At 73.7% G+C, this 19,538-nt stretch carries 17 protein-coding genes; 9 read left to right on the top strand and 8 right to left on the bottom strand.

From position 1 onward, the window contains the following. Nucleotides 1-27 precede the first annotated feature (27 nt). The 5 genes from ABZX85_RS49305 to ABZX85_RS49285 all read left to right on the top strand — a co-directional run bounded on the left by ABZX85_RS49305 (nt 28) and on the right by ABZX85_RS49285 (nt 5,761). Nucleotides 28-1,062, top strand: coding sequence for a LacI family DNA-binding transcriptional regulator (locus ABZX85_RS49305; RefSeq protein ID WP_355884990.1), 1,035 nt, complete (start codon nt 28-30; stop codon nt 1,060-1,062). Continuing rightward, nucleotides 1,059-2,891 carry a DUF2264 domain-containing protein gene (locus ABZX85_RS49300; protein WP_355884963.1) on the top strand — a complete coding sequence of 611 codons (1,833 nt, stop codon included), beginning with the start codon at nt 1,059-1,061 and terminating at the stop codon, nt 2,889-2,891. The genes ABZX85_RS49305 and ABZX85_RS49300 overlap by 4 nt, the downstream gene beginning before the upstream one ends. Before the next feature lie 66 nt (nt 2,892-2,957). Next, nucleotides 2,958-3,947, top strand: a complete 990-nt coding sequence (locus ABZX85_RS49295) for a Rieske 2Fe-2S domain-containing protein (RefSeq protein WP_355884962.1) — start codon at nt 2,958-2,960, stop codon at nt 3,945-3,947. Between the two features lie 65 nt (nt 3,948-4,012). Continuing rightward, nucleotides 4,013-4,771 (top strand): glucose 1-dehydrogenase, encoded by a 759-nt coding sequence (locus ABZX85_RS49290; RefSeq protein ID WP_355884961.1) that lies wholly within the window; start codon nt 4,013-4,015, stop codon nt 4,769-4,771. A gap of 165 nt (nt 4,772-4,936) precedes the next feature. Beyond that, nucleotides 4,937-5,761, top strand: a complete 825-nt coding sequence (locus ABZX85_RS49285; protein WP_355884960.1) for a hypothetical protein — start codon at nt 4,937-4,939, stop codon at nt 5,759-5,761. A 94-nt stretch (nt 5,762-5,855) separates the two neighbouring features. On the opposite strand, the gene ABZX85_RS49280 is transcribed toward ABZX85_RS49285, so the two are convergent. Next, nucleotides 5,856-7,811: a hypothetical protein gene (locus ABZX85_RS49280; RefSeq protein ID WP_355884959.1), complete on the bottom strand. Its 1,956-nt coding sequence runs from the start codon at nt 7,809-7,811 to the stop codon at nt 5,856-5,858. Between the two features lie 97 nt (nt 7,812-7,908). Between ABZX85_RS49280 and ABZX85_RS49275 the strand changes: the two genes are divergently transcribed. Next, nucleotides 7,909-8,298 carry a hypothetical protein gene (locus ABZX85_RS49275; RefSeq protein ID WP_355884958.1) on the top strand — a complete coding sequence of 130 codons (390 nt, stop codon included), beginning with the start codon at nt 7,909-7,911 and terminating at the stop codon, nt 8,296-8,298. Here the strand turns inward: ABZX85_RS49275 and ABZX85_RS49270 are convergent. The 6 genes from ABZX85_RS49270 to glnT are packed head-to-tail and all read right to left on the bottom strand — an operon-like array spanning nt 8,267 to nt 14,156. Then, nucleotides 8,267-8,938 (bottom strand): XRE family transcriptional regulator, encoded by a 672-nt coding sequence (locus tag ABZX85_RS49270; RefSeq protein WP_355884957.1) that lies wholly within the window; start codon nt 8,936-8,938, stop codon nt 8,267-8,269. The genes ABZX85_RS49275 and ABZX85_RS49270 overlap by 32 nt on opposite strands. A gap of 4 nt (nt 8,939-8,942) precedes the next feature. After that, nucleotides 8,943-10,031, bottom strand: a complete 1,089-nt coding sequence (locus ABZX85_RS49265) for an FAD-dependent oxidoreductase (protein ID WP_355884956.1) — start codon at nt 10,029-10,031, stop codon at nt 8,943-8,945. Continuing rightward, nucleotides 10,028-11,347, bottom strand: coding sequence for an FMN-binding glutamate synthase family protein (locus ABZX85_RS49260; protein ID WP_355884955.1), 1,320 nt, complete (start codon nt 11,345-11,347; stop codon nt 10,028-10,030). The genes ABZX85_RS49265 and ABZX85_RS49260 overlap by 4 nt, the downstream gene beginning before the upstream one ends. A 15-nt stretch (nt 11,348-11,362) precedes the next feature. Beyond that, nucleotides 11,363-12,037 carry a glutamate synthase gene (locus tag ABZX85_RS49255; protein WP_355884954.1) on the bottom strand — a complete coding sequence of 225 codons (675 nt, stop codon included), beginning with the start codon at nt 12,035-12,037 and terminating at the stop codon, nt 11,363-11,365. Next, nucleotides 12,025-12,837 (bottom strand): glutamine amidotransferase family protein, encoded by an 813-nt coding sequence (locus ABZX85_RS49250; protein WP_355884953.1) that lies wholly within the window; start codon nt 12,835-12,837, stop codon nt 12,025-12,027. The genes ABZX85_RS49255 and ABZX85_RS49250 overlap by 13 nt, the downstream gene beginning before the upstream one ends. An 11-nt stretch (nt 12,838-12,848) precedes the next feature. Beyond that, nucleotides 12,849-14,156, bottom strand: a complete 1,308-nt coding sequence (gene glnT, locus ABZX85_RS49245) for a type III glutamate--ammonia ligase (RefSeq protein WP_355884952.1) — start codon at nt 14,154-14,156, stop codon at nt 12,849-12,851. Nucleotides 14,157-14,335: 179 nt separating this feature from the next. On the opposite strand from glnT, the gene ABZX85_RS49240 reads away from it, so the two are divergent. Further along, nucleotides 14,336-15,547, top strand: a complete 1,212-nt coding sequence (locus ABZX85_RS49240; RefSeq protein WP_355884951.1) for a histidine kinase — start codon at nt 14,336-14,338, stop codon at nt 15,545-15,547. Beyond that, a complete protein-coding gene (locus ABZX85_RS49235; RefSeq protein WP_355884950.1) occupies nt 15,535-16,179 on the top strand; it encodes a response regulator transcription factor in 645 nt (214 codons plus the stop codon). The genes ABZX85_RS49240 and ABZX85_RS49235 overlap by 13 nt, the downstream gene beginning before the upstream one ends. Nucleotides 16,180-16,474: 295 nt before the next feature. On the opposite strand, the gene phzG is transcribed toward ABZX85_RS49235, so the two are convergent. Next, nucleotides 16,475-18,436 (bottom strand): phenazine biosynthesis FMN-dependent oxidase PhzG, encoded by a 1,962-nt coding sequence (phzG, locus tag ABZX85_RS49230; protein ID WP_355884949.1) that lies wholly within the window; start codon nt 18,434-18,436, stop codon nt 16,475-16,477. 133 nt (nt 18,437-18,569) lie between these two features. On the opposite strand from phzG, the gene ABZX85_RS49225 reads away from it, so the two are divergent. Further along, nucleotides 18,570-19,457 carry a LysR family transcriptional regulator gene (locus ABZX85_RS49225; protein ID WP_355884948.1) on the top strand — a complete coding sequence of 296 codons (888 nt, stop codon included), beginning with the start codon at nt 18,570-18,572 and terminating at the stop codon, nt 19,455-19,457. The last annotated feature ends 81 nt before the right edge of the window (nt 19,458-19,538 follow it).

The following is a 19,538-nucleotide window of genomic DNA, read 5'->3' as shown; positions in this document are numbered from 1 at the left end:
CGGGACGAGAAGGGGGCGCGCGGCGACATGGTGGCGAGGGAACGGGTCACGATCCGTGAGGTGGCCGAGCGGGCGGGCGTGTCGGTGGCGACGGTGTCGCGGGTGCTGACCGGGAACTATCCGGTGCCGCCGGCCACCCGGTCCCGGGTCCTGCGGGCGGCCCGCGCGCTGGACTACGTCGCGAACGCGCACGCCCGCGCGCTGGTCGGGGGTGGCCGCAAGATGGTCGCCGTGGTGCTGCGCCAGGTCACCAGCCCGTTCTACGCGCAGGTCGCCGAGGGGGTGGAGGCGGAGGCAGCCGACCGGGGCTGGCTGTGCCTGGTCGGCACCACCGGGGGTGATCCTCAGCGGGAGATGGACTTCGTGCAGCTCATGCGGGAGGAGGGGGCGCGGGTGGTGATCCTGGTCGGCGGGGTCGTCGAGGACGACGCCTACCGGGAGCGGGTCGCGCACTACGCGCAGGCCCTCAGCGCGTCCGGGGCGCGGCTCGTGCTGTGCGGACGCCCTTCCCCCGATCCGGAACTCCCGGCACTGGTCGTCGAGTTCGACAACGAGGCGGGCGCGCGCGCCGTCACCGGGCATCTGCTGTCGGCGGGGCACCGGCGGATCGTCTTCCTCGGGGGGCTGCCCGGGAACACCGCTCTCGACGCGCGCGTACGGGGCTACCGGGCGGCGCTCGCCGAGCACGGGCTGCCGGAGGGGGCCGGGTACGTCGTCGACTGCGGGCTCGGGCGGGAGGCGGGGCGGGTCGCGATGGAGCGGCTGCTGCGCGAGACGCGGGAGTTCACGGCCGTGGTCGCCGGGGACGACATGGTGGCCGCCGGGGTGCTGCGGGCCGTCGCGGACGCCGGGCTGCGGGTGCCCGGTGACGTGTCGGTCGTCGGGTACAACGACATCCCGCTCGCCGAGGACTTCAACCCGCCGCTCACCACGGTCCGTACGCCCGCCGAGGAGCTGGGGCGGGCCGCCGTCCGGCTCGCCGTGCGGGATGGGGCGCCCGCCGGCCGGCATCTGCTGGGCACCCATATCGTCGTCCGGGAGAGTGCGGGGCCGCCCGCATGAGCGATGCGCGGGCGAGGTGGGAGGGGGCCGCCGACCGGCTGCTGGACGCGCTGGTGCCGTACGCGACGCCCGGTTTCGCGCAGTACCGGCTGCCCGGACGGGCCGGGCACTCCGGGGTGTGGTCGGACGGCCTTGAGGGGTACGCGCGGTCGTTCCTGCTGGCCGCGTTCCGGATCGCGGGGGCCGGGGGCGTGGGGGTGGACGCGCTGATCGAGCGGTACGTGTCGGGGCTGGCGGCCGGGACCGATCCCGCCCATCCGGAGCACTGGCCGCCGATCACGGACCGGGGGCAGCCGATGGTGGAGGCCGCGTCCGTCGCCGTGGCGCTGCACGAGACCCGCCCGTGGGTGTGGGACCGGTTGCCGGAGGGGGTGCGGCAAAGGGTCGTCGAGTGGTTCGGGGGGTTCGTGGGGGCGGTGGTGAACGACTCCAACTGGCGGCTGTTCCAGGTGATCGTGGAGGAGTTCCTCGCGTCCGTGGGGGCACCGTACCGGCGGGCGGAGATCGAGGCCGGGCTCGCGCGGCTGGACGACTGGTACCGGGGGGACGGGTGGTACACGGACGGGGACGGGCAGAAGTTCGACTACTACAACGCCTGGGCACTGCACCTGTATCCGGTGCTGTGGGCCCGGATCGCCGGGGTGCGCGCCGATCCGGCGGTGGTGGCGCGGCACCGGGGGCGGCTGCGGGAGTTCCTGGAGACGTACCAGTACTTCTTCGGGGGTGACGGCGCTCCGGTCCATCAGGGGCGGTCGCTCACCTACCGGTACGCCGTCGTGGCACCGCTGTGGGCGGGGGTCCTCGCGGACGCCACTCCCCTGTCGCCGGGGCGGACCCGGGCGCTCGCGTCGGGGGCGTTACGGCACTTCGAAGACCGTGAAGTGCCGGACGGGGACGGGGTGTTGCGGCTGGGCTGGTACCGGGAGTTCCTGCCGGTGACGCAGCCGTACTCGGGGCCCGCCTCGCCGTACTGGGCGGCCAAGGCGTTCCTGGGGCTGCTGATCCCGGCCGGTGATCCGGTGTGGACGGCTCCCGAGGAGCTCCTCGCGACGGAGGACCGGTGTCTGTCGCTGGCCGCTCCCGGGTGGCTGCTGCACTCGACGGCCGCCGACGGGATCGTACGGCTCGTCAATCACGGCAGTGACCGGCTCGCGCCGGTGCCGGCCCGGTCCGAGGCCAGTGCGCACTACACGCGGTTCGCGTACTCGTCGGTGACCGCGCCGGAGACGCCGCCGGGGGACGTGACGGGCGGGGTGGACAACCATCTGGCCGTGGGGGCGTCGCGCCGGGGGCGGATTCACCGGGCGGGGACGGGGGCGTCCTGGCATGTGCCGCTGACGGGCGAGGGTGAGGAGATGGCGGGGTGTGCCGTCTCGACGGTGAGTGTGGTGCACGGGGCATGGGAAGTGCGGGTGCATGCCGTCGAGGGGACGGAGGGGGCCGTGCTGCGGGAGGGGGGCTGGGCCGTGGCCGCCGACTCGGGGGCGCCGGTGGGGTCGTCCGGGGAGGGGTGGGCGGTGGTGCGGCGGGCGGACGGGCTGTGCAGTGCGGTCGTGTCGCTGCTCGGGGGTGTCCGGGAGGGGCGGGTGGTGTCCGGGGAGGGGGCCAATGCTTACGGGCGGTGGTCGGGGACTCCTGTGCTGGTGGGCGGGGGTGCGGACGGGGTGGTGGTGACGCTGGTGGTGCTCACCGCCGATCCCGGGGTGGGGTGGTCGGGGGCCTGGGCTCGGGAGATGGGGGGTGGGAGGGTCGAGGTGGGGTTTCCCGACGGATGGACGGAGGTGGTCGGGGTGGGTGGGGTAGACGGCGACGGCGTTCGGGGAGGGTGACTCGTTTGCGCCAACTACCTTGTACCGAGGGGTAGTTGAATCGTCCAGGGCCGTTACCATCGCCGCATGCGATCACTGCGTGGACAGGACGACCTGGACCGGCTTCCGCGGGACAGCAGGGCGGACGCGTATCCGATGCCGAGTGTGCCGTACGGGTGGTACGCGGTGGTGCGGAGCGGGGAGTTGCGGGCGGGGAAGGTGGTGAGCCTGCACTACTTCGGGCGGGCGTTGGTGGCGTTCCGGGGTGCGGACGGGCGGGCCGCTGTGCTGGACGCGCACTGTCCGCACTACGGGGCGCATCTGGGGGCGGGCGGGAAGGTCGTCGACGGGGCGGTGGAGTGTCCGTTCCACGGGTGGCGGTTCGGGGTGGACGGGCGGTGCGTGAAGGCGCCGTTCGCGGCGCGGGTGCCGAAGGTGGCGCTGGGCGGGTTCCCGGTACGGGAGCACAGCGGGCTGGTGTTCGTGTACGTGGGGCCCGGGGAGCCGGAGTGGGAGGTCCCGGAGATCCCGGAGACGGCCGACCGGGGGTACGCGGCGCCGATCGAGGACACCTGCCGGGCCCGGGTGCATGTGCAGGAGATGCGGGAGAACATCGTCGACGAGTCGCACTTCCACTTCATCCACGGGCAGCCGGAGCCGCTGGCTCAGGAGTGGCGGGAGGACGGGCCGTTCGCGGAGGCGCGGGGGCGGATCGGGCGGCGGGTGCTGCGCTGGGACATCGACAACACCTTCGACGCGTTCATGTACGGGCCGGGCGTCATGGTGGTGCGGACGCAGGGGCCGGTGCTGTCGTTGACCGCGGTCGCGCTGAGCACGCCGGTCGACGAGCGGACGAGTGAGCTGCGGATGCTGTACTACCTGCGCAAGCCGCCCCGGGCGCCGTTCCTGACGCCGCTGCTGAAGCTGGTGTTCCGGTCGCAGGCGCTCGGGGAGGTGCGGGAGGAGGTGCTGATCTGGGATCACAAGGTGCATCTGGCGAAGCCGGTGCTGCTGCCGCACGAGAAGGGGATTCGGGCGCTGCGGCGGTGGTACGCGCAGTTCTATCCGCCGGTGTGATGCGGGCGGGGCGTCGGGGTCCGGGGTATGACTGGGGCTCACGTCGTCGAGAGGGAGAGAGCTCAGTGAGCAACGTCAGCGGGCCGCTGTCCGGCCGTGTCGCCCTGGTCACCGGTGGCGGTGGGGGGATCGGGCAGGGGATCGTGCGTCAACTGGCCCTGGCGGGGGCGGGGGTCGTCGTCCACTGCCGTCAGGCGGTCGGGCGGGCCGAGGAGTTGGCGCGGGAGGTCGGGGAGGCGGTGGTGGTGCGGGGGGATCTCACGCGGGAGGAGGAGTGCCGGCGGGTGGTGGAGGAGGCCGTGCGGTGGCGGGGGCGGCTCGATGTGCTGGTCAACAACGCGGGGGTGCAGCCGGTGAAGGAGCTCGCGGCGCTCACCGCGTCCGACTGGCAGGAGATGCACCAGGCCAACGTCACCAGCGCGTTCGCCTGTACGCAGGAGGCGGCGAAGGTCATGGTGGGCCAGGGCGGGGGCAGCGTCGTGCACATCGCCTCCGTCGAGGGGACCCGGCCCTCCCCCGGCCACGCCCACTACAGCGCCTCCAAGGCCGCCCTCATCGCGCACGCCCGCGCCGCCGCCCTGGAGTACGGTCCCCTCGGCATCCGCGTCAACACCGTCTCCCCCGGCCTCGTCGACCGTCCCGGTCTCGCCGGCGACTGGCCCGAGGGCGTCTCCCGCTGGCACGCCGCCGCGCCTCTGCGGCGCCTCGGCCGTCCCGAGGACGTCGGTGCGGCGTGCGTGTTCCTCGCGTCCGACGCGGCGTCCTGGATCACGGGGGTGGACCTTCCGGTCGACGGGGGTGTGAGTGTGCGGCCGGGGTGGTGACCGCGCCGCCTGCGGGAGGGCGGGCTCGGCGGACCGGGGCGGTGGGGGTACGGCAGGGAGGGTGGGGTTAACCCCACCCTCGCTTCGGTGGCGTACCTCAGTGATCACGCCGTCCCGTGTGCGGGAGGGTGAGGGGGTCGTGCCGACCTGACCCCGGGAAGTGCCTTGTCCAGTACCGCCACCGTTCCTTCGCCCACCGGCCGGCTGCGGGCCCGTGTGCTCGTCCCCCTCGCCGGATCGCTCGTGCCCGCCGTGTACTTCGGGCCTCATCTGCTGGCGGCCGACGCGTCGCAAGGCGGGTTCGGGGATCAGGGGCGGCTGGTCGGGGCCGTCAAGGAGGGGTTCGTCCGGTACTGGGCCGCCGGGCGGGCGGACTACTCGCCGGAGCTGGGGGGTGTCGTCGACTACTGGTTCCGCTTCCACCTGGCCAAGGCGGCGCTCTCCGCCCTGCTGTTGGCGGTCCTCGTGGCGCTGGGGGTGGTCGTGTGGCGGGCGTTCCTCAGGAGCGGCGGGGCACGGCGGGCCGGACTCGCGGTGTCCGGGGTCGTCGTCGGTGCCCTCGGGCTGCTCTCGCTGGTCGTCGCGGCGGCCAACGTGCAGGGGGCGGTGGCGCCGTTCACGTCCGTCCTGACGATGCTGCCGACCGGGACCCGGACCGGGGCGCTCGGGGGGACGCTGGAGCAGGTGAGGGCCGGGCTGGGGAGCCCGGAGAGCGCGCCGCCCGCGCTCGCGGTGATGATCGGGGACAACACGCGCTACCACGTGACGATGGCGGTCGTCTCCGCGGTCGTGGCGGTCGGGTTCGTCGCCGTGAGCGTCCTGCTGTGGCGGCGGTTCACGGGGACGGCGGACCGGCGGGCCCGGCGTCTGCTGGGCGTGTTCGGCTCGCTCGGGGTCGGCATGACGCTGGTCGTGCTGGTGGTGGGCGCGGCGAACGTGAGCGTCGCGGCGGACTCGGCGCGGGGGTTGTCGGAGTTCTTCGGGGCGTAGCCGTTCACCGGATGACCATCAGCTAGTGACCGCCCGGTTGCGCAAGGAGTGACAGAGAGGGGTTCGGTGGTCTCGGCGTCCGCCCCCGCACGCGTCACGTCCGGGCGTCGGTGAGCAACATGCGGGCGAGGGTGCGGAGTTCGTCGTCGGTGTGGCCCGGGCGGGTGTGGGGGAGGTCGGTGAGCAGGCGGTGTGGGGAGAAGGAGAGGGCGCGGAGGGTGGGGCGGAGGGGGGCGGGACAGTGGCCGAGGACGGTGAGGGTGCGCAGGGCGTCGAGGCCGACGGGGGTGGGGCCGACGAGTGCGGTGAGGACCGGGAGGGCGCGGTCCGGGGAGCCGGTGATCCAGTGGTGGACCTCGGCCGCCGCGAGGCGTGTCCAGTCGTCGCGGGAGTCCAGGAGGGGTTCGACGACGGGGAGCAGCGGGGCGGCGGCGCTGCCGAGGGGGCGCAGGCCGCGGAGGTACCAGTGGGTGCGGCCGTCGGCGAGGAGGCGGGACCTGATCGTGTCGAGCGTGGGGACGGGGTCGTCGGTGAGCTGGTGGTGGGCGACGGCGGCCGAGATGCTCAGGGAGGCGTCGGGGCTGTCCATCGCGGCTCTCAGGAGGGCGGTCGTCTCGGGGGTTCGTACGCCGAGGTGGCCGAGGCGGCGGGCGGCGACGATGGCGGCGCGGCCGGTGCGGAGGCAGTCGACGAGTTCGGGGTGGGCGGTGCGGGCGGCGGCGCCGAAGGGCGTGAGGGCGCCGACGAGGGTGATGGCCGCGTTTCCGGTGGCTCCGGCGGCGAGTTCACGCCGGATCAGGGGGACCAGGCGGTCGGCGTGCTCGGGGAAGTGGTGGGCCGCGGCCTCCAGGAGGGCGGGGGTGAGCCGGTCGGCGAGAAGGTCGAGGGCTCGGGGGTCCTCGGCACGCAGGAGGGCGAGGAGGGCTGGGGCGGCGGCGTCGCCGTCGGTGGTGGCGTGGGGGTGGAGGGTGTCGCGGAGGGTGGTGAGGAGGCGGGCGTGCGAGGTGGCTGCGCGGTCTGTCGCCGGGGCTTCGAAGCCGGTCCCGGCGGGGCGGGTCCCGGCGGGATGAGTTCCGGCGGGGTGGGCCGGTGGTTTCGGCAGGCGTTCCGTCCAGTGGGCGATCGCGCGTATCCGGGCCGCCGGGTCGTCCGCGTGGTGGGGCAGGGCGGCCAGCAGGAGGGTGAGGACCTCGGGTTCGCGGTCGCGCCAGGTCTCGGCGATCTCCTCGGCCAGCCACGAGCCGTGGGTGCCCGCGTCACCGGCGTCGATCCAGCGGGCGGCGATCGTGAGCGCGGCGTCCGGGTCCTTCCCGAGCAGTGCGGTGATCCTCTGATGCTGCCCGACCCCGTCCGACCACGGGAAGCCGTCCCCGGCGCCGGGCGGGACCGCCGCGAACACCTCCACGAGACCGGCCGGGTACGGCGCCCCGCAGCGCTCGGCGTGCAGCACGGCCGCCGCGAGCCGCACCTCGGGCGCGGGGTCGTCCAGCCCCTGCGGCGCGCGCCCGAAGCGGGCCAACGCGGTGAGCGCGTCCGCCCGCACCGCCGGGTCCGGGTCACCCGCGTACAGCGCGTCGAGCCACTGCTCGGCCCGCGCCCTCAGGTCGGCCGGGAGCAGGCCGGCGACGACCGCGACCGTCCGCAGCGCGGCCCGGCGTACGGAGGTGTCGGGGTCGTCGAGGCACGGGAGGAGGTCCGGGAGGACCCGGCGGAGTTCGGCGCAGATGGCGGCGGTGTCGCTGCCCGCCCAGTGCCGGGATTCGGTGTCCTCGGGGTCGTGGTCGGCGAGGACGGCCAGCAGCATGAGGAGGTCGGCGGCGCGGCCCGGGGCGTGCCGGGCGGCGTGGGCGAGGAAGGGGACGGCGGGTGCGGACGCCTCGTACACCGAGCCCTGGTGGTGGATGTTGCCGTACAGCTCGTAGATCGCCTCCTCCGCCGGTTCCGCGCCCTCGTACAGGGCCCTGATCAGTCCGGGGACGTCCTCGGCGGTGCCGTAGGCGTGGGTGAGGGTGTGCCACTGGACGGTGTCCAGCTCCGCCGGAGGTCTCATGGGCCGTGCTCCTTGTCAGATCAAGGTGGAGTCGACCTTAACCAGCGGCACTGACAATCCGGTTGAGAGGCCGGGCGGGGGCTCGTAGGGTCCCGGCATGTCCCTACGTGATCGACTGCGCCGAGCCCTGCCCGAAGCGATGCGGGCCCGGGAGAAGACCGCCGTGAGCGCGCTGCGTGCGACGCTCGCGGCCCTCGACAACGCGGAGGCGGTGCCGGTGGACGCGTCGGCGCTGCGGGGGCAGGCGATCGAGCAGGTGCCGGTGGGGGTGGGGGCGACGGAGGCCGAGCGGCGGGTGCTCGGTGAGGAGGACGTCGTACGGATCGTGCGGGCCGAGACGGACGAGCGGTTGCGGGCGGCGGAGCAGGTGGAGGGGACGGCGCACGCCGAGCGGCTGCGGGCCGAAGCCGGGGTGCTGCTGCGGTTCCTGGAGGACGCAGCCGTCCAGGACGGTTCTACTGCGGGGCGTGGTCCCCGAACGCCGTGACGGACAGGAAACGGATGGGGAGCGAGACGAGTTCCTGGGGGCCGTGCGGGCCCTCGCCGTCGAGTTGGAGGGCGTCGCCGGGGCGCAGGGTGTAGGCGGACTCGCCGTGGCCGTACACCATCTCCCCTTCGAGCATGTAGAGGAGTTCGGTGCCGGGGTGCTGGAAGAGGGGGAAGACCTCGCTCTGTTCGGTGAGAGTGACGAGGACGGCCTCCATGCGTTTGTGGGGGCCGCGCAGGGCGCCGAGGAGTTCGTAGAGGTGGCCGACGCGGCTGCCCCGGCGGACGATGCGGGCGCCGTGCCCGGCGGGGACGTACACCGCCTCGCGGTCGGCGTCGAGGCCGCGGAAGAGGGCGGTGACGGGGATGCCGAGGCCGTTGGCGAGGCGGCCGAGGGTGGTGAGGCTGCACGACGTCTGGGCGTTCTCGATCTTCGAGAGCATCGCCTTGGAGAGGCCGACGCGGGCCGCCATCTCGGCGATCGACAGTCCGGCGGCCGTGCGGTACTCCCTGACCTGGCGGCCGATCACGGCCTCCAGGCCCAGCGCCTGCGCCGCCGCGCCGGGGTCGACCTCGCGGTCGGGCAGCGCGGCGGCGTGTTCACGCAGGTCGGTGGGGCCGGGGCCGGGATCGGTCGTCATGCGGTCATTGTGCCCCGGGGGTGCGGCGCGTCAGCCGGAACCTGGGGTGCGGCTCGGCGACGCCCGTCGCCAGGTCGGCCGCCATCGCGCCGATGAGCGGGGTGAACTTGGCGCCGTGTCCGGAGCACGGGGAGACGATCACGAGCGGTCCGTGGCGGTCGAGGACGAAGTCCTCGTCGGGGGTGGTGGTGTAGAGGCAGGTCGCCTCGGCGACCGGTTCGGGGTCCAGGCCGGGGAAGCGGTCGCGGACGAAGGCGGTGATCCGTTCCCGTGAGCCGGCGTCGGGGACTCCCGTGCGGGTGTCGGCCGTGGTGGGTGTCCCCCGGTCGTGCTCGGCGACCTTCATCGCGGGCGCCGCTCCCCCGTCGCTCCCGGAGGGCAGCCCGTACGCCTGCATGTCCGTGTACTTGATCACCGACACGGGCCACGCGTCGGCGGGCCGGCGCTGCCGGAAGTGGAAGACCTGCTGCTGCGTCACCCGCAACGGCGGGAGCGGGACGGGCAGTCGGAGGCCCGGCAGCCAGGCTCCCGCGGCGACGACGACGGTGTCGGCGGCGATCTCCTCGCCGCCCGCCAGCCGCACCCGGCCCTCCTCGATGCCTACGACCCGTGCCCCGGTGACGATCCGCGCCCCCGACTCCCGCGCCCTGCGTACGCAGGCGCCGACCGTGGCGTCCGCGTCGATCACCCCGGCGTCAGGGTGGTGGAGGACGGTCTCGTCGAACCGGATGAACGGCCACCGCTCGGCCGCCGCCTCGGGGCCGAGGAGTTCGCAGGGCACTCCGGCCGCGCCGAGGACGGCGGCGAGCTTCTCGGGGTCGCGCCCGTCCCCCAGGTCGAGGCCGCCGGTCGTCCGCAACAGGGCTTCCCCGCTGTCGAGTTCGAGTTCGCGCCACTGCTCGTACGCCCGGCCGGTGAGGCCGACGTACAGCGGATCGGCGTAGGCGCGGCGGAAGATGCGGGAGCTGCCGTGCGAACTGCCCTTGCGGTGGCCGATGTCGAACGCCTCGATCAGCGTCACCTCGTGGCCTCGGCGGGCGAGCTGCCAGGCGGTGGCGGCGCCCATGAGTCCGGCGCCGACGACGGCGATCACAGGCCCGCTCCCGGAATCCAGTCGGTGCCGGCGAGGGGGACGCGGGCCATGGCGGCGGACTCGATGGTGAGGGCGACGAGGTCCTCGGGTTCGAGGTGGAGGAGGTGGCTCTTTCCGCAAGCTCGGGCGAGGGTCTGGGCCTCCATCGTCATCACGCGCAGGAAGTTGGCGAGCCGTCTCCCGGCGGCGACGGGGTCGAGGCGGGCAGCGAGGGTCTCGTCCTGGGTGGAGATACCGGCGGGGTCGCGGCCGTCCTGGTAGTCGTCGAAGTAGCCCGCCGCCGAGCCCAGTTCGCGGTACTCGGCGTCGTACCGGGGGTGGTTGTCGCCGAGGGCGATGAGGGCTGCGGTGCCGATGGCGACGGCGTCCGCGCCGAGGGCGAGGGCCTTGGCGAGGTCGGCGCCGGAGCGGATGCCGCCGGAGACGACGAGCTGGACCTCGCGGTGGACGCCCAGCTCCCGCAGGGCGCGCACGGCCTGGGGCAGGGCGGCGAGGGTGGGGATGCCGACGTGCTCGATGAACACGTCCTGGGTGGCGGCGGTGCCGCCCTGCATGCCGTCGACCACGACGACGTCGGCGCCCGCCTGGACGGCGAGTTTCACGTCGTAGTAGGTGCGGGTGGCGCCGACCTTGACGTAGACGGGTTTCTCCCAGTCGGTGATCTCGCGGAGTTCGAGGATCTTGATGGCGAGGTCGTCGGGGCCGGTCCAGTCGGGGTGGCGGCAGGCGCTGCGCTGGTCGACGCCGACGGGCAGCGTCCGCATGCCGGCGACGCGTTCGGTGATCTTCTGGCCCAGCAGCATGCCGCCGCCGCCCGGTTTCGCGCCCTGTCCGAGGACGACCTCGATGGCGTCGGCGGCGCGCAGGTCGTCGGGGTTCATGCCGTAGCGGGACGGGAGGTACTGGTACACGAGGTGCTTGGAGTGGCCGCGTTCCTCGGGGGTCATGCCGCCGTCGCCGGTGGTCGTGGAGGTGCCGGCCTCGCTGGCGCCCCGGCCGAGCGCCTCCTTGGCCTGGGCGGACAGGGCGCCGAAGCTCATGCCGGCGATGGTGACGGGCGTCGCGAGGCGGAGGGGGTGCTTGGCGTGGCGGGTGCCGAGGACGACGTCCGTGTCGCAGCGTTCGCGGTAACCCTCCAGCGGGTAGCGGGACATGGAGGCGCCGAGGAGCAGCAGGTCGTCGAAGTGCGGGAGTCTCCGCTTGGCGCCCCAGCCGCGGATGTCGTAGACGCCGGTCTCGGCGGCGCGCTGGATGGCGTGGATGGTGGCGCGGTCGAAGGTGGCGGACTCGCGCAGGCCGTGGGATGCGGGTTCCATGGTCGATCGACTCCCTCAGTACGACGCGGTGTTGCCGGTCTTGAAGTGGTACAGCTCCCGGGCGGAGCCGTACCTGCGGAACTCCCCCGGGTCCTCGTCCCGTTCGGCGGCCTTGAGCAACTCGGCGAGTTCCGCGAGGTGTTCTGGCCGTATCTCCTTCTCGACGCAGTCCGCGCCGAGGGACTTGACCGTCCCCCGGACGTAGATCCGCGCCTCGTACAGCGAGTCGCCGAGTCCGTCCCCGGCGTCCCCGCAGACGACCAGCCGTCCCGCCTGTCCCATGAACGCGCTCATGTGACCGGCGTTCCCGCCGACGACGATGTCCACGCCTTTCATGGAGATCCCGCACCGCGCGGCGGCGTCCCCGTCGACGACGAGGAGTCCGCCGTGCGCGGTGGCGCCCGCCGACTGGGAGGCGTTGCCGTGGACGCGGACGGTCCCGGACATCATGTTCTCGGCGACGCCGGTGCCCGCGTTGCCGTGGACGGTGACGGTCGCGTGCTGGTTCATGCCGGCGCAGTAGTAGCCGACGTGCCCGTCGATGTCGACGGTGTGGCCCGCCCGGATTCCGCAGGCCACGGCGTGTGCGCCGCGCGGGTGCGTCACCCGCCAGGACTGCGCGTCGGTGTCGTGCAGTGTCTGGTTGAGTTCGCGTACCGGTGTCGTGGCGAGGTCGATCAGCGTCGCCATAGGTAGACCTCTTCCGGCTCGGGTTCGAAGATGCGGGCGTGTTCGATGCCGGGGAGGACGTCGAGGGCGCGGTACTCGGAGGCCATGGCGACCCAGTCGTCGGTCTCGGCGATCAGCGCGGGTTTGCAGGCGATGGCGTCGCGGACGACGGCGAAGGAGTCGTGGGTGGTGACGAGGAGGGTGTAAAAGCCGTCGAACCGCTCGCACAGCAGCTTGAGGGCCTTCTCCAGGTCGGCGCCCCGGGCGAGGTGGTGGGCGATGAAGCGGGCGCCGACCTCGGAGTCGTTCTCGCTGTCGAACTCGACGCCCTGGGCGCGCAGTTCGCGGCGGATGGTGGCGTGGTTGGCGAACGAGCCGTTGTGGACGAGGCATTGGCCGGGTCCGACGGAGAAGGGGTGGGCGCCCTCGGGGGTGACGGCGGACTCGGTGGCCATGCGGGTGTGGCCGAGGGCCTGGTGTCCGGTGACGTGGGCGAGGCCGAAGGTGTCCGCCAGCTCGACGGGGTTTCCCACGCCTTTGAGGACGGCGAAGCCCTCGCCCGAGCCGATCACGGTGGCGTCCGGGGGGTCCGTGTGGACCAGTGTGGTGTCACCGAGAACGATCCCCGGGGTGTCCGCTGGGGCGCCGAGCAGGCTGGTCGTGACGACGCCGGGCGGTGACAGACGGGGGTCGCCGTAGACGGCGACGCCCGCCGAGTCGGGGCCGCGTTCCGCGACCTGTCCCAGCATCGCGGCGAGGAGTTCGCCCAGGCGTGGTTCGAGGGAGGGGGCACGCAGGTGGAGTCCCACGATTCCGCACATCTCAAGTCCCTTCAGAAGGCGGTCAGATAGTGGTCCAGCTCCCAGGGGCCGACCGTGGAGTGCCAGTCGAAGAACTCCTCGCGTTTGAGGTCGGCGAAGTAGCGGCTGACGCCGGGGCCGGCGGTGTCGAGGGCGCCGCCGACGACGTCGTCCGCCTGGAGGGCCTCGACGGCGTGCAGGAGGGTCGGGGGGAGCTCGGGTCCTTTGCCGGGGGCGCCGGGTTCGCCGGGGTCGAGGCCGCGTTCGATGCCGTCGAGCCCTGCGGCGAGGGCGGCGGCTGCCGCGAGGTAGGGGTTGGCGGCACCGTCTCCGCCGCGCAGTTCGACGCGGTTGCCGTCGGGGACGCGGACGAAGTGGGTGCGGTCGTTGCCGCCGTATCCGGCGACGCGGGGTGACCAGGTGGCGCCGGAGCGGGTGGCGACGGCGCCGGTGCGCTTGTAGGAGTTGACGGTCGGTGCGAGGACGGCCTGGAGGGCGGGGGCGTGTTCGACGATTCCGGCGAGGAACGAGTAGGCGAGCGGGGAGAGGCCGAGGCCGCGTCCGTCGTCCGGGGCGGGGAAGGCGGGTTCGGCGCCGCGCCACAGGGAGAGGTGGAGGTGCAGGCCGGTGCCGGTGCGGTCGGTGAACGGCTTCGGCATGAACGTCGCGGTCATGTCCCGGCGTTCGGCGAGCACCGAGATCAGGTACCGCAGGGTGATGACGCGGTCGGCGGTGGTGAGGGCGTCGGCGTGCCGGAAGTTCTGCTCGAACTGGCCGTTGCCGTCCTCGTGGTCGTTGGCGTAGTTGCCCCAGCCGAGCGTGTTCATCGCGCGGGAGACGGCGGTGAGGTGGTCGTACATGCGGGTCAGGCCGCGCGCGTCGTAACAGGGGCGGGTCGCGGTGTCGCGGGGGTCGGCGACGGAGAGCGTGCCGTGGGCGTCGCGCTGGACGAGGAAGTACTCGACCTCGGCGCCGACCTGCATCGACAGGCCCTGTTCCGCGGCCAGTCGGAGCTGGCGGCGCAGGATGACGCGCGGGGCGTAGGGCCAGGGTTCGCCCTCGACGTACGGGTCGCAGTGCACGAGGGCGAGGCCGGGTTCGACGAAGGGCAGGGGGGTGTAGGAGGTGACGTCGGGGCGGGCGACGACGTCGGGGTCGCTGGGGAGCTGGCCGAGCGCGCCGGCGGCGTACCCGGCGAACCCCACTCCCTCGTCGCGCAGTTCCTCCACCGACTCGGCCGGCACGAGCTTCGCGCACGGTTTGCCGGTCAGGTCGACGAAGACGGCGAGCACGAACTCGACGCCGTCCGCCCGGACGAGTTCGGCGAGGTCGGTCGTCATGGGGCCTCCCGGAGGGTGTCCACTGACAGGAATCAATGTTGCACACCAGTAGACTCGGCAAACATTTCCGGGGGATTTCGGCGGGGGAAGTTCCGGGTTAGGGGTGGTGCCTGCTGCACCCCGGAAGCGGACGTCTCCTTCATGGTCCGGCCCCCGCGCCGGGTTCTACGGTTGCGGGCATGCACCTCACCGCTCACCTGCGCCGCATCGCCCTGGACCCGCTGCGCGGCGCCGCCCGCCCGGTCGCGTTCCACGTCACGGGGCTCCTGGTCCAGCTCGGCGTCCTGCTGGTCCTGGCCCTGCCGTGGATCTTCCTCAGGCCGTCGGCGCTGTGGGCGGTCCTCCTCGCGGTGCTCGTGCCGTCGGCGGCGCTGGTGGCCGCCGGGCCGGTGCTGACCCGGGTGCAGCGGGCGCGGTTCCGGGAGCGGCTCGGGGTGGACATCCCTGCGCCGTACGGCCGTTCACGCCGGCCGTTCCGCTACCATCTGGCGGCCGGCCCGCTGGTGTCGCTCGGCGCGGCACTGCTCCTGCTCGCCGGAGCCGTGGCCGTCGGGGCGGTCTCGTTCTACGTGTGGATCTGGGCCCTGCCTCCCGACTGGCGGCTCGCACCGGCCGGTTACTCGGTGTGGGGCGCGTACGTCACCGTCGTGGGTCTCGCCCTGCTGTACGGCACGGCGTGGCTGTCGGGGGCGCTGGCCCGGCTGGACGGGCGGGTCGCCCGGACGCTGCTCGGGCCGAGCCCGGCGCAGGCGCTGGCGCGCCGGGTGGACGCGCTCGCGGAGAGCCGGGCGGAGCTGGTGGCGGCCGTGGACGCGGAGCGGCGGCGGATCGAGCGGGATCTGCACGACGGGGCGCAGCAGCGGCTGGTGTCGCTCGCCGTCGGCCTCGGGATCGCGAAGGCGTCCCTCCCCGGTCTGCCGGTGGAGGTGCGGCGGGTGCTGGACGAGGCGCACCGGGAGGCGAAGGAGGCGATCGAGGAACTGGGCTCGCTGGTGCGGGGGTTGCATCCGGCGGTGCTGGAGGACCGGGGGCTGGACGCCGCGCTTTCCGGGCTCGCGGGGCGGGCGCCGTTGCCGGTGCGGGTGCGGGTCGATCTGGCGGCGCGGCCGTCGGCGACGACCGAGTCCGTGGCCTACTTCGTGGTGTCGGAGGCGCTGACGAACGTCGTGAAGCACGCGGAGGCGTCGCGGGCCGAGGTGAGTGTGGAGCGGTTCGGGCCGACGCTGCTGGTCGTGGTCAGTGACGACGGGGTGGGCGGGGCGCGGGTGGGGGCCGGGTCCGGGCTCGCCGGGCTGGCGGGGCGGGTCGCGTCGGTGGATGGCAGGCTGTCCCTCGACAGCCCCGTCGGGGGGCCGACCGTGCTGAGTGTGGAGCTGCCGTGCGTGCCGTGATCGCCGAGGACTCGGTGCTGCTGCGGGTCGGGGTCGTCAAGGTGCTGGAGCTGTCCGGGTTCGAGGTGGCCGCCGAACTCGGGGACGCGGAGGGGTTGTTGGCGGCGGTCGAGGAGCACCGGCCCGAACTCGCGGTGGTGGACGTGCGGATGCCGCCCGGGTTCACCGACGAGGGGGTGCGGGCGGCGCTGGTGATCAAACGGCAGTGGCCGCGGACCGGGGTGCTGCTGCTGTCGCAGTACGTGGAGGAGCGGTACGCGGCGGAGCTGCTGGCCGCGCACACGACCGGGATCGGCTATCTCCTCAAGCAACGGGTCGCGGACGTCGAGGAGTTCGCCGAGTCCGCGCGCCGCGTGGCCGCCGGGGGCACCGCGCTGGACCCCCAGGTGGTGTCCCAGCTCCTCGCCCGCCGGCACAGCGATCCCCTGGACCGGCTGACCCCGCGCGAGCGGGAGGTGCTGGAGCTGATGGCCGGCGGGCGCTCCAACGCGGGGATCGCCGGGGAACTGGTGGTGAGCGAGAGCGCGGTGGCCAAGCACATCAACAGCATCCTCGCGAAACTGGACCTGCCGCGCGCGGACACGGATCATCGACGGGTGCTGGCGGTGCTGCGGTTTCTGGGGGTGGCTTGAGGGGGACGAGGGCGTGCGAGCTGGAGGTTGGAGTGCGGGTGAGCCGGGGCTGAGGAGTGCGGGCAGGCCGGGGCCGATGGGTGACACGCAGGCCCGGGGCCGAACGGCGTGCGCAGGCCGGGGCCGAGGACCACGCGCGGGCCCCGAGTCGGAGGGTGCACGCAGGCCGCCGCTGTTCCCGAGGGCCGGCCGACGGCGCATCAGCACCGGGCCCGCACTCCTGCGCGCGGCCCCGCCCGTGTTTCCCGGCGCGCGGTGCGCGGCCGTGTGCCGGGAGGGGCCTCGTCCGGTCGGGTCAGGGCTGGAGCCGCTCGTGCGTCCAGGACGGTGTCCGCGTGCCGGGACGGTCGTAGCGCAGGCGGCGGTGGAGCCGGTCCGGGCTGCCGTACCAGAACTCGACGGCCGTGGGGATCAGGCGGTAGCCGGTCCACTCGCCGGGGCGGGGGACGTCCGTGCCGGCGGCGACCAGGGACGTCGCCCGCTCGCGCAGGGCGCGTTCGTCGGTGAGGGGCCGGCTCTGGCGGGAGACGGAGGTGGTGGCGCGGGCGGCGAGGGGCCGGCGGGCGAAGAGCGCGTCGGACTCGGCGGCGCCCACCTGTTCGACGGGCCCGGAGACGGTGAGCTGCTGGAGGGTCTCGCGCCAGTAGAAGGTGAGGGATGCCCAGGGCCGGGCGGCGAGTTCGCGGCCCTTGCGGCTGCCGGTGAAGCTGGTGAAGACGAGGCCCGAGGCGTCGGCGTCCTTGACGAGCAGGACGCGGGTGGAGGGCCGGCCCTCGGCGTCGGCGGTGGCGAGGACGGCGGCGTACGGCTCGCGGACCTCGCGGGCCACGGCGCTGTCGAGCCAGCCGAGGAGCAGGGGGACCGGGTCGGCGGGCGGGGTGTCGAACTCGGGGAGGTCGAGGTCGGTGGCGCCGCTCAGCGTCTGGGAGTGGGGGGAGGTGGTCACTTGGGGAGCGCTCCTTGGGCGTGACGGTGCGTACGGTGGATCATCCTGCCCGACCACCCGGCCCCCGGCGTGCGCGGGACGGCCGCCGAGCAGCGGCAGCAGGCTCACGACGGTCAGCAGCGCGAGGGTCAGCAGGATGCCGGGGGCGGGCAGTTCGCGGTCGAGCAGGTCGAAGACGAACGGCGCGGTGAAGCCGATGTAGGCGAGCGCCCAGTAGATGCCGGTCAGGGCGGCGAGCCGGTCGGGGCCGGCGAGGCGGGCGGTCTGGGTGAGGCCGTAGACGACGCACAGGCCGTATCCGCAGCCGAGGACGGCGGAGGCGGCGAGGGCGAGGAGCGGGTCCTGGTGGTGGACGGCCCAGCTGCCGGCCAGGAGCCCGACGGCGATCGTCGCCATGCCGGCGACCGCCGGGACGAGGGGACCGCGCGCGGCCAGCCGGCGGGCGAAGGGGCTCATGAGGGCACCGGCGCCGGGCGTGACGAGGATGGCGAGCCCGCTGTACAGCAGGACGTGTTCACCGAGCGCGCCGGCGACGAGGTGGGGCAGGACGACGTACCCGATGGTGGGCGCGGCGAACACCCAGGGGGCCAGCGGGACGACGTACCGCAGGAAGGGGCGGACGCCGCCGCCGCGCCGTCCGTCGCGCCGGGTGGTCCGGCGTGCGGTGGGCGCGGCGGTCTCGGGGAGCCGGACGGCGGCGGCCAGCGCGACCGCGGCCAGGGCGAGTTGGGGGACGTAGGCGAGGAGCAGGGGATGCGGCAGCCACTGCGCGACCAGCGCGGAGCACAGCCCGCTGAGGGCGAACCCGGCGGACAGGCAGAGGCCGGCCCAGCGGGCGGGGCGGTCGGGGTCGTCGTCCGGTCCCCGTACCCGGTCGTGGAGTTCGCGCGACCAGACGACGACGGAGGTCATCGCGGCGCCGATCGCGAGCCCGGCGAGCATCCGGCCGGCGTACAGCAGCGCGGGCGCCTCGGAGCCCGCCATCAGGGTCAGGGAGGAGAGCCCGGAGGCCGCGATCGCGGCGACGACGACCTTCTTGCGGCCGAGGCGGTCGGTGACGGGACCGCCGAGCAGGATGCCGGGGACGATGCCGAAGACGTAGACGACGAACGCGCCGACGACGAGTCCCTGGGAGAGGCCGAGCAGCCGGCGGTAGACGTCGAGGAGGACGGTGAACTCGTTGGCGGTCCAGCCGATCGCGACGAGGGTGAGGGCCGCCCTGCGCCATCCTCCGGCGTCCCGCGCCGGCCCGGGCCGGGCCCCGTCCGGCGGGGCGAGTGCGTTGTTTCGCAGCCGGTGTTTGTCACCCATGCGGACACCACACCCGCTCCGACTTTCCGACTCTTGGCGCATGCAACGTTATTCCAACCCTTCCGAACTTTTTAGCCCGCCATCACCAATGCGCTGCTTGTTGTATACAACTTGAACCTTTAATATCCCGGACATGGATCTTCGACGCCTGAATTCATTCGTGGCAGTCGCAGAGGAAGGGCATTTCGGCAAGGCCGCCAAGAGGCTCTACCTCTCCCCGCCGTCGGTCACTCTGCACATCAAGCAGTTGGAGGCCGATTTCGGAGTGCAGTTACTCCACCGCACGCCGGTCGCGCTCACCCCGGCCGGCCAGCGTCTCCTGCGGCACGCCCACCGCCTCCTCGGCGCTCTGGAGGCGGCCCGCGAGGACCTGGCCGAACTGACGGTGCCGGCCGGCTCGCGGCCCGCCCGGCTACGGGTGGGGGTGATGAGCCACGGCGCGGGGGAGCTCACCTCCTCCGCGCTGTCCGCTTTCCAGCACCTGCGCCCGCACACTCCGCTGCTGGTCGTCCAACTCGACTTCCAGGAGCACCTCTCCGCGCTCCTGGAGGGCGAGGTGGACGTCGCCTTCATCCGCCCCGCGCCGACCGACGAGCGCATCCGCTACGACGTGCTCGCGACCGAGCCGCGGATCGCGATCGTCCCCGCGACCTCGCCGCTGGCGGACGCGCGGACCGAGGGCATCCCCGTGAGCGCCCTGCTCGACGAGCCGTTCCTGCCGATCGCGGAGGTGACGCGGGAGTTCGCCGACTACTTCTACTTCGCCCCCGCGCGCGGCGGGACACCGGTCCGGCGAGGGGCGCCCGGAGTGGTGCGCACGCCGTACGACGCGCTCCGCTCGGTGGCGGGCGGGGCGGGCATCGCCACCACGGTGGACTCGTTCACGCATTATCACTCCTGGCCGGGAACGGCGTACGTGCCGATACTCGACGCCCCCTGGGAAAAGTGCGTGCTGGCCCGGCGGGGGAACGACGACAGTCCCGACGTCCGGACGTTCCGGGCACTGACACGGCAGCTGTAGTTCTTGATCACGGTTGGTCGTGACGGTGGTGTCGTTGCTGGTGGCAGGCGGTTGCGACGGCTTGGTGACGGCGTCGCCAGG

Source organism: Streptomyces sp. NPDC004539 (assembly GCF_040610055.1).
In the GTDB taxonomy this organism is placed as follows: domain Bacteria; phylum Actinomycetota; class Actinomycetes; order Streptomycetales; family Streptomycetaceae; genus Streptomyces.
Note: the sequence above shows the minus strand (reverse complement) of the source record. Positions and strands in the feature narration are given on the sequence as shown.

Excerpts from the sequence above, each read along its gene's own strand:
- ABZX85_RS49275 (WP_355884958.1), top strand. The coding sequence starts at position 7,909 with ATGTCCCTACGTGATCGACTGCGCCGAGCCCTGCCCGAAGCGATGCGG.
- ABZX85_RS49225 (WP_355884948.1), top strand. The coding sequence starts at position 18,570 with ATGGATCTTCGACGCCTGAATTCATTCGTGGCAGTCGCAGAGGAAGGG.
- ABZX85_RS49295 (WP_355884962.1), top strand. The coding sequence starts at position 2,958 with ATGCGATCACTGCGTGGACAGGACGACCTGGACCGGCTTCCGCGGGAC.
- glnT (WP_355884952.1), bottom strand. The coding sequence starts at position 14,156 with ATGACGACCGACCTCGCCGAACTCGTCCGGGCGGACGGCGTCGAGTTC.
- ABZX85_RS49250 (WP_355884953.1), bottom strand. The coding sequence starts at position 12,837 with ATGTGCGGAATCGTGGGACTCCACCTGCGTGCCCCCTCCCTCGAACCA.
- phzG (WP_355884949.1), bottom strand. The coding sequence starts at position 18,436 with ATGGGTGACAAACACCGGCTGCGAAACAACGCACTCGCCCCGCCGGAC.
- ABZX85_RS49270 (WP_355884957.1), bottom strand. The coding sequence starts at position 8,938 with ATGACGACCGATCCCGGCCCCGGCCCCACCGACCTGCGTGAACACGCC.
- ABZX85_RS49300 (WP_355884963.1), top strand. The coding sequence starts at position 1,059 with ATGAGCGATGCGCGGGCGAGGTGGGAGGGGGCCGCCGACCGGCTGCTG.
- ABZX85_RS49280 (WP_355884959.1), bottom strand. The coding sequence starts at position 7,811 with ATGAGACCTCCGGCGGAGCTGGACACCGTCCAGTGGCACACCCTCACC.
- ABZX85_RS49260 (WP_355884955.1), bottom strand. The coding sequence starts at position 11,347 with ATGGAACCCGCATCCCACGGCCTGCGCGAGTCCGCCACCTTCGACCGC.
- ABZX85_RS49240 (WP_355884951.1), top strand. The coding sequence starts at position 14,336 with ATGCACCTCACCGCTCACCTGCGCCGCATCGCCCTGGACCCGCTGCGC.
- ABZX85_RS49255 (WP_355884954.1), bottom strand. The coding sequence starts at position 12,037 with ATGGCGACGCTGATCGACCTCGCCACGACACCGGTACGCGAACTCAAC.
- ABZX85_RS49305 (WP_355884990.1), top strand. The coding sequence starts at position 28 with ATGGTGGCGAGGGAACGGGTCACGATCCGTGAGGTGGCCGAGCGGGCG.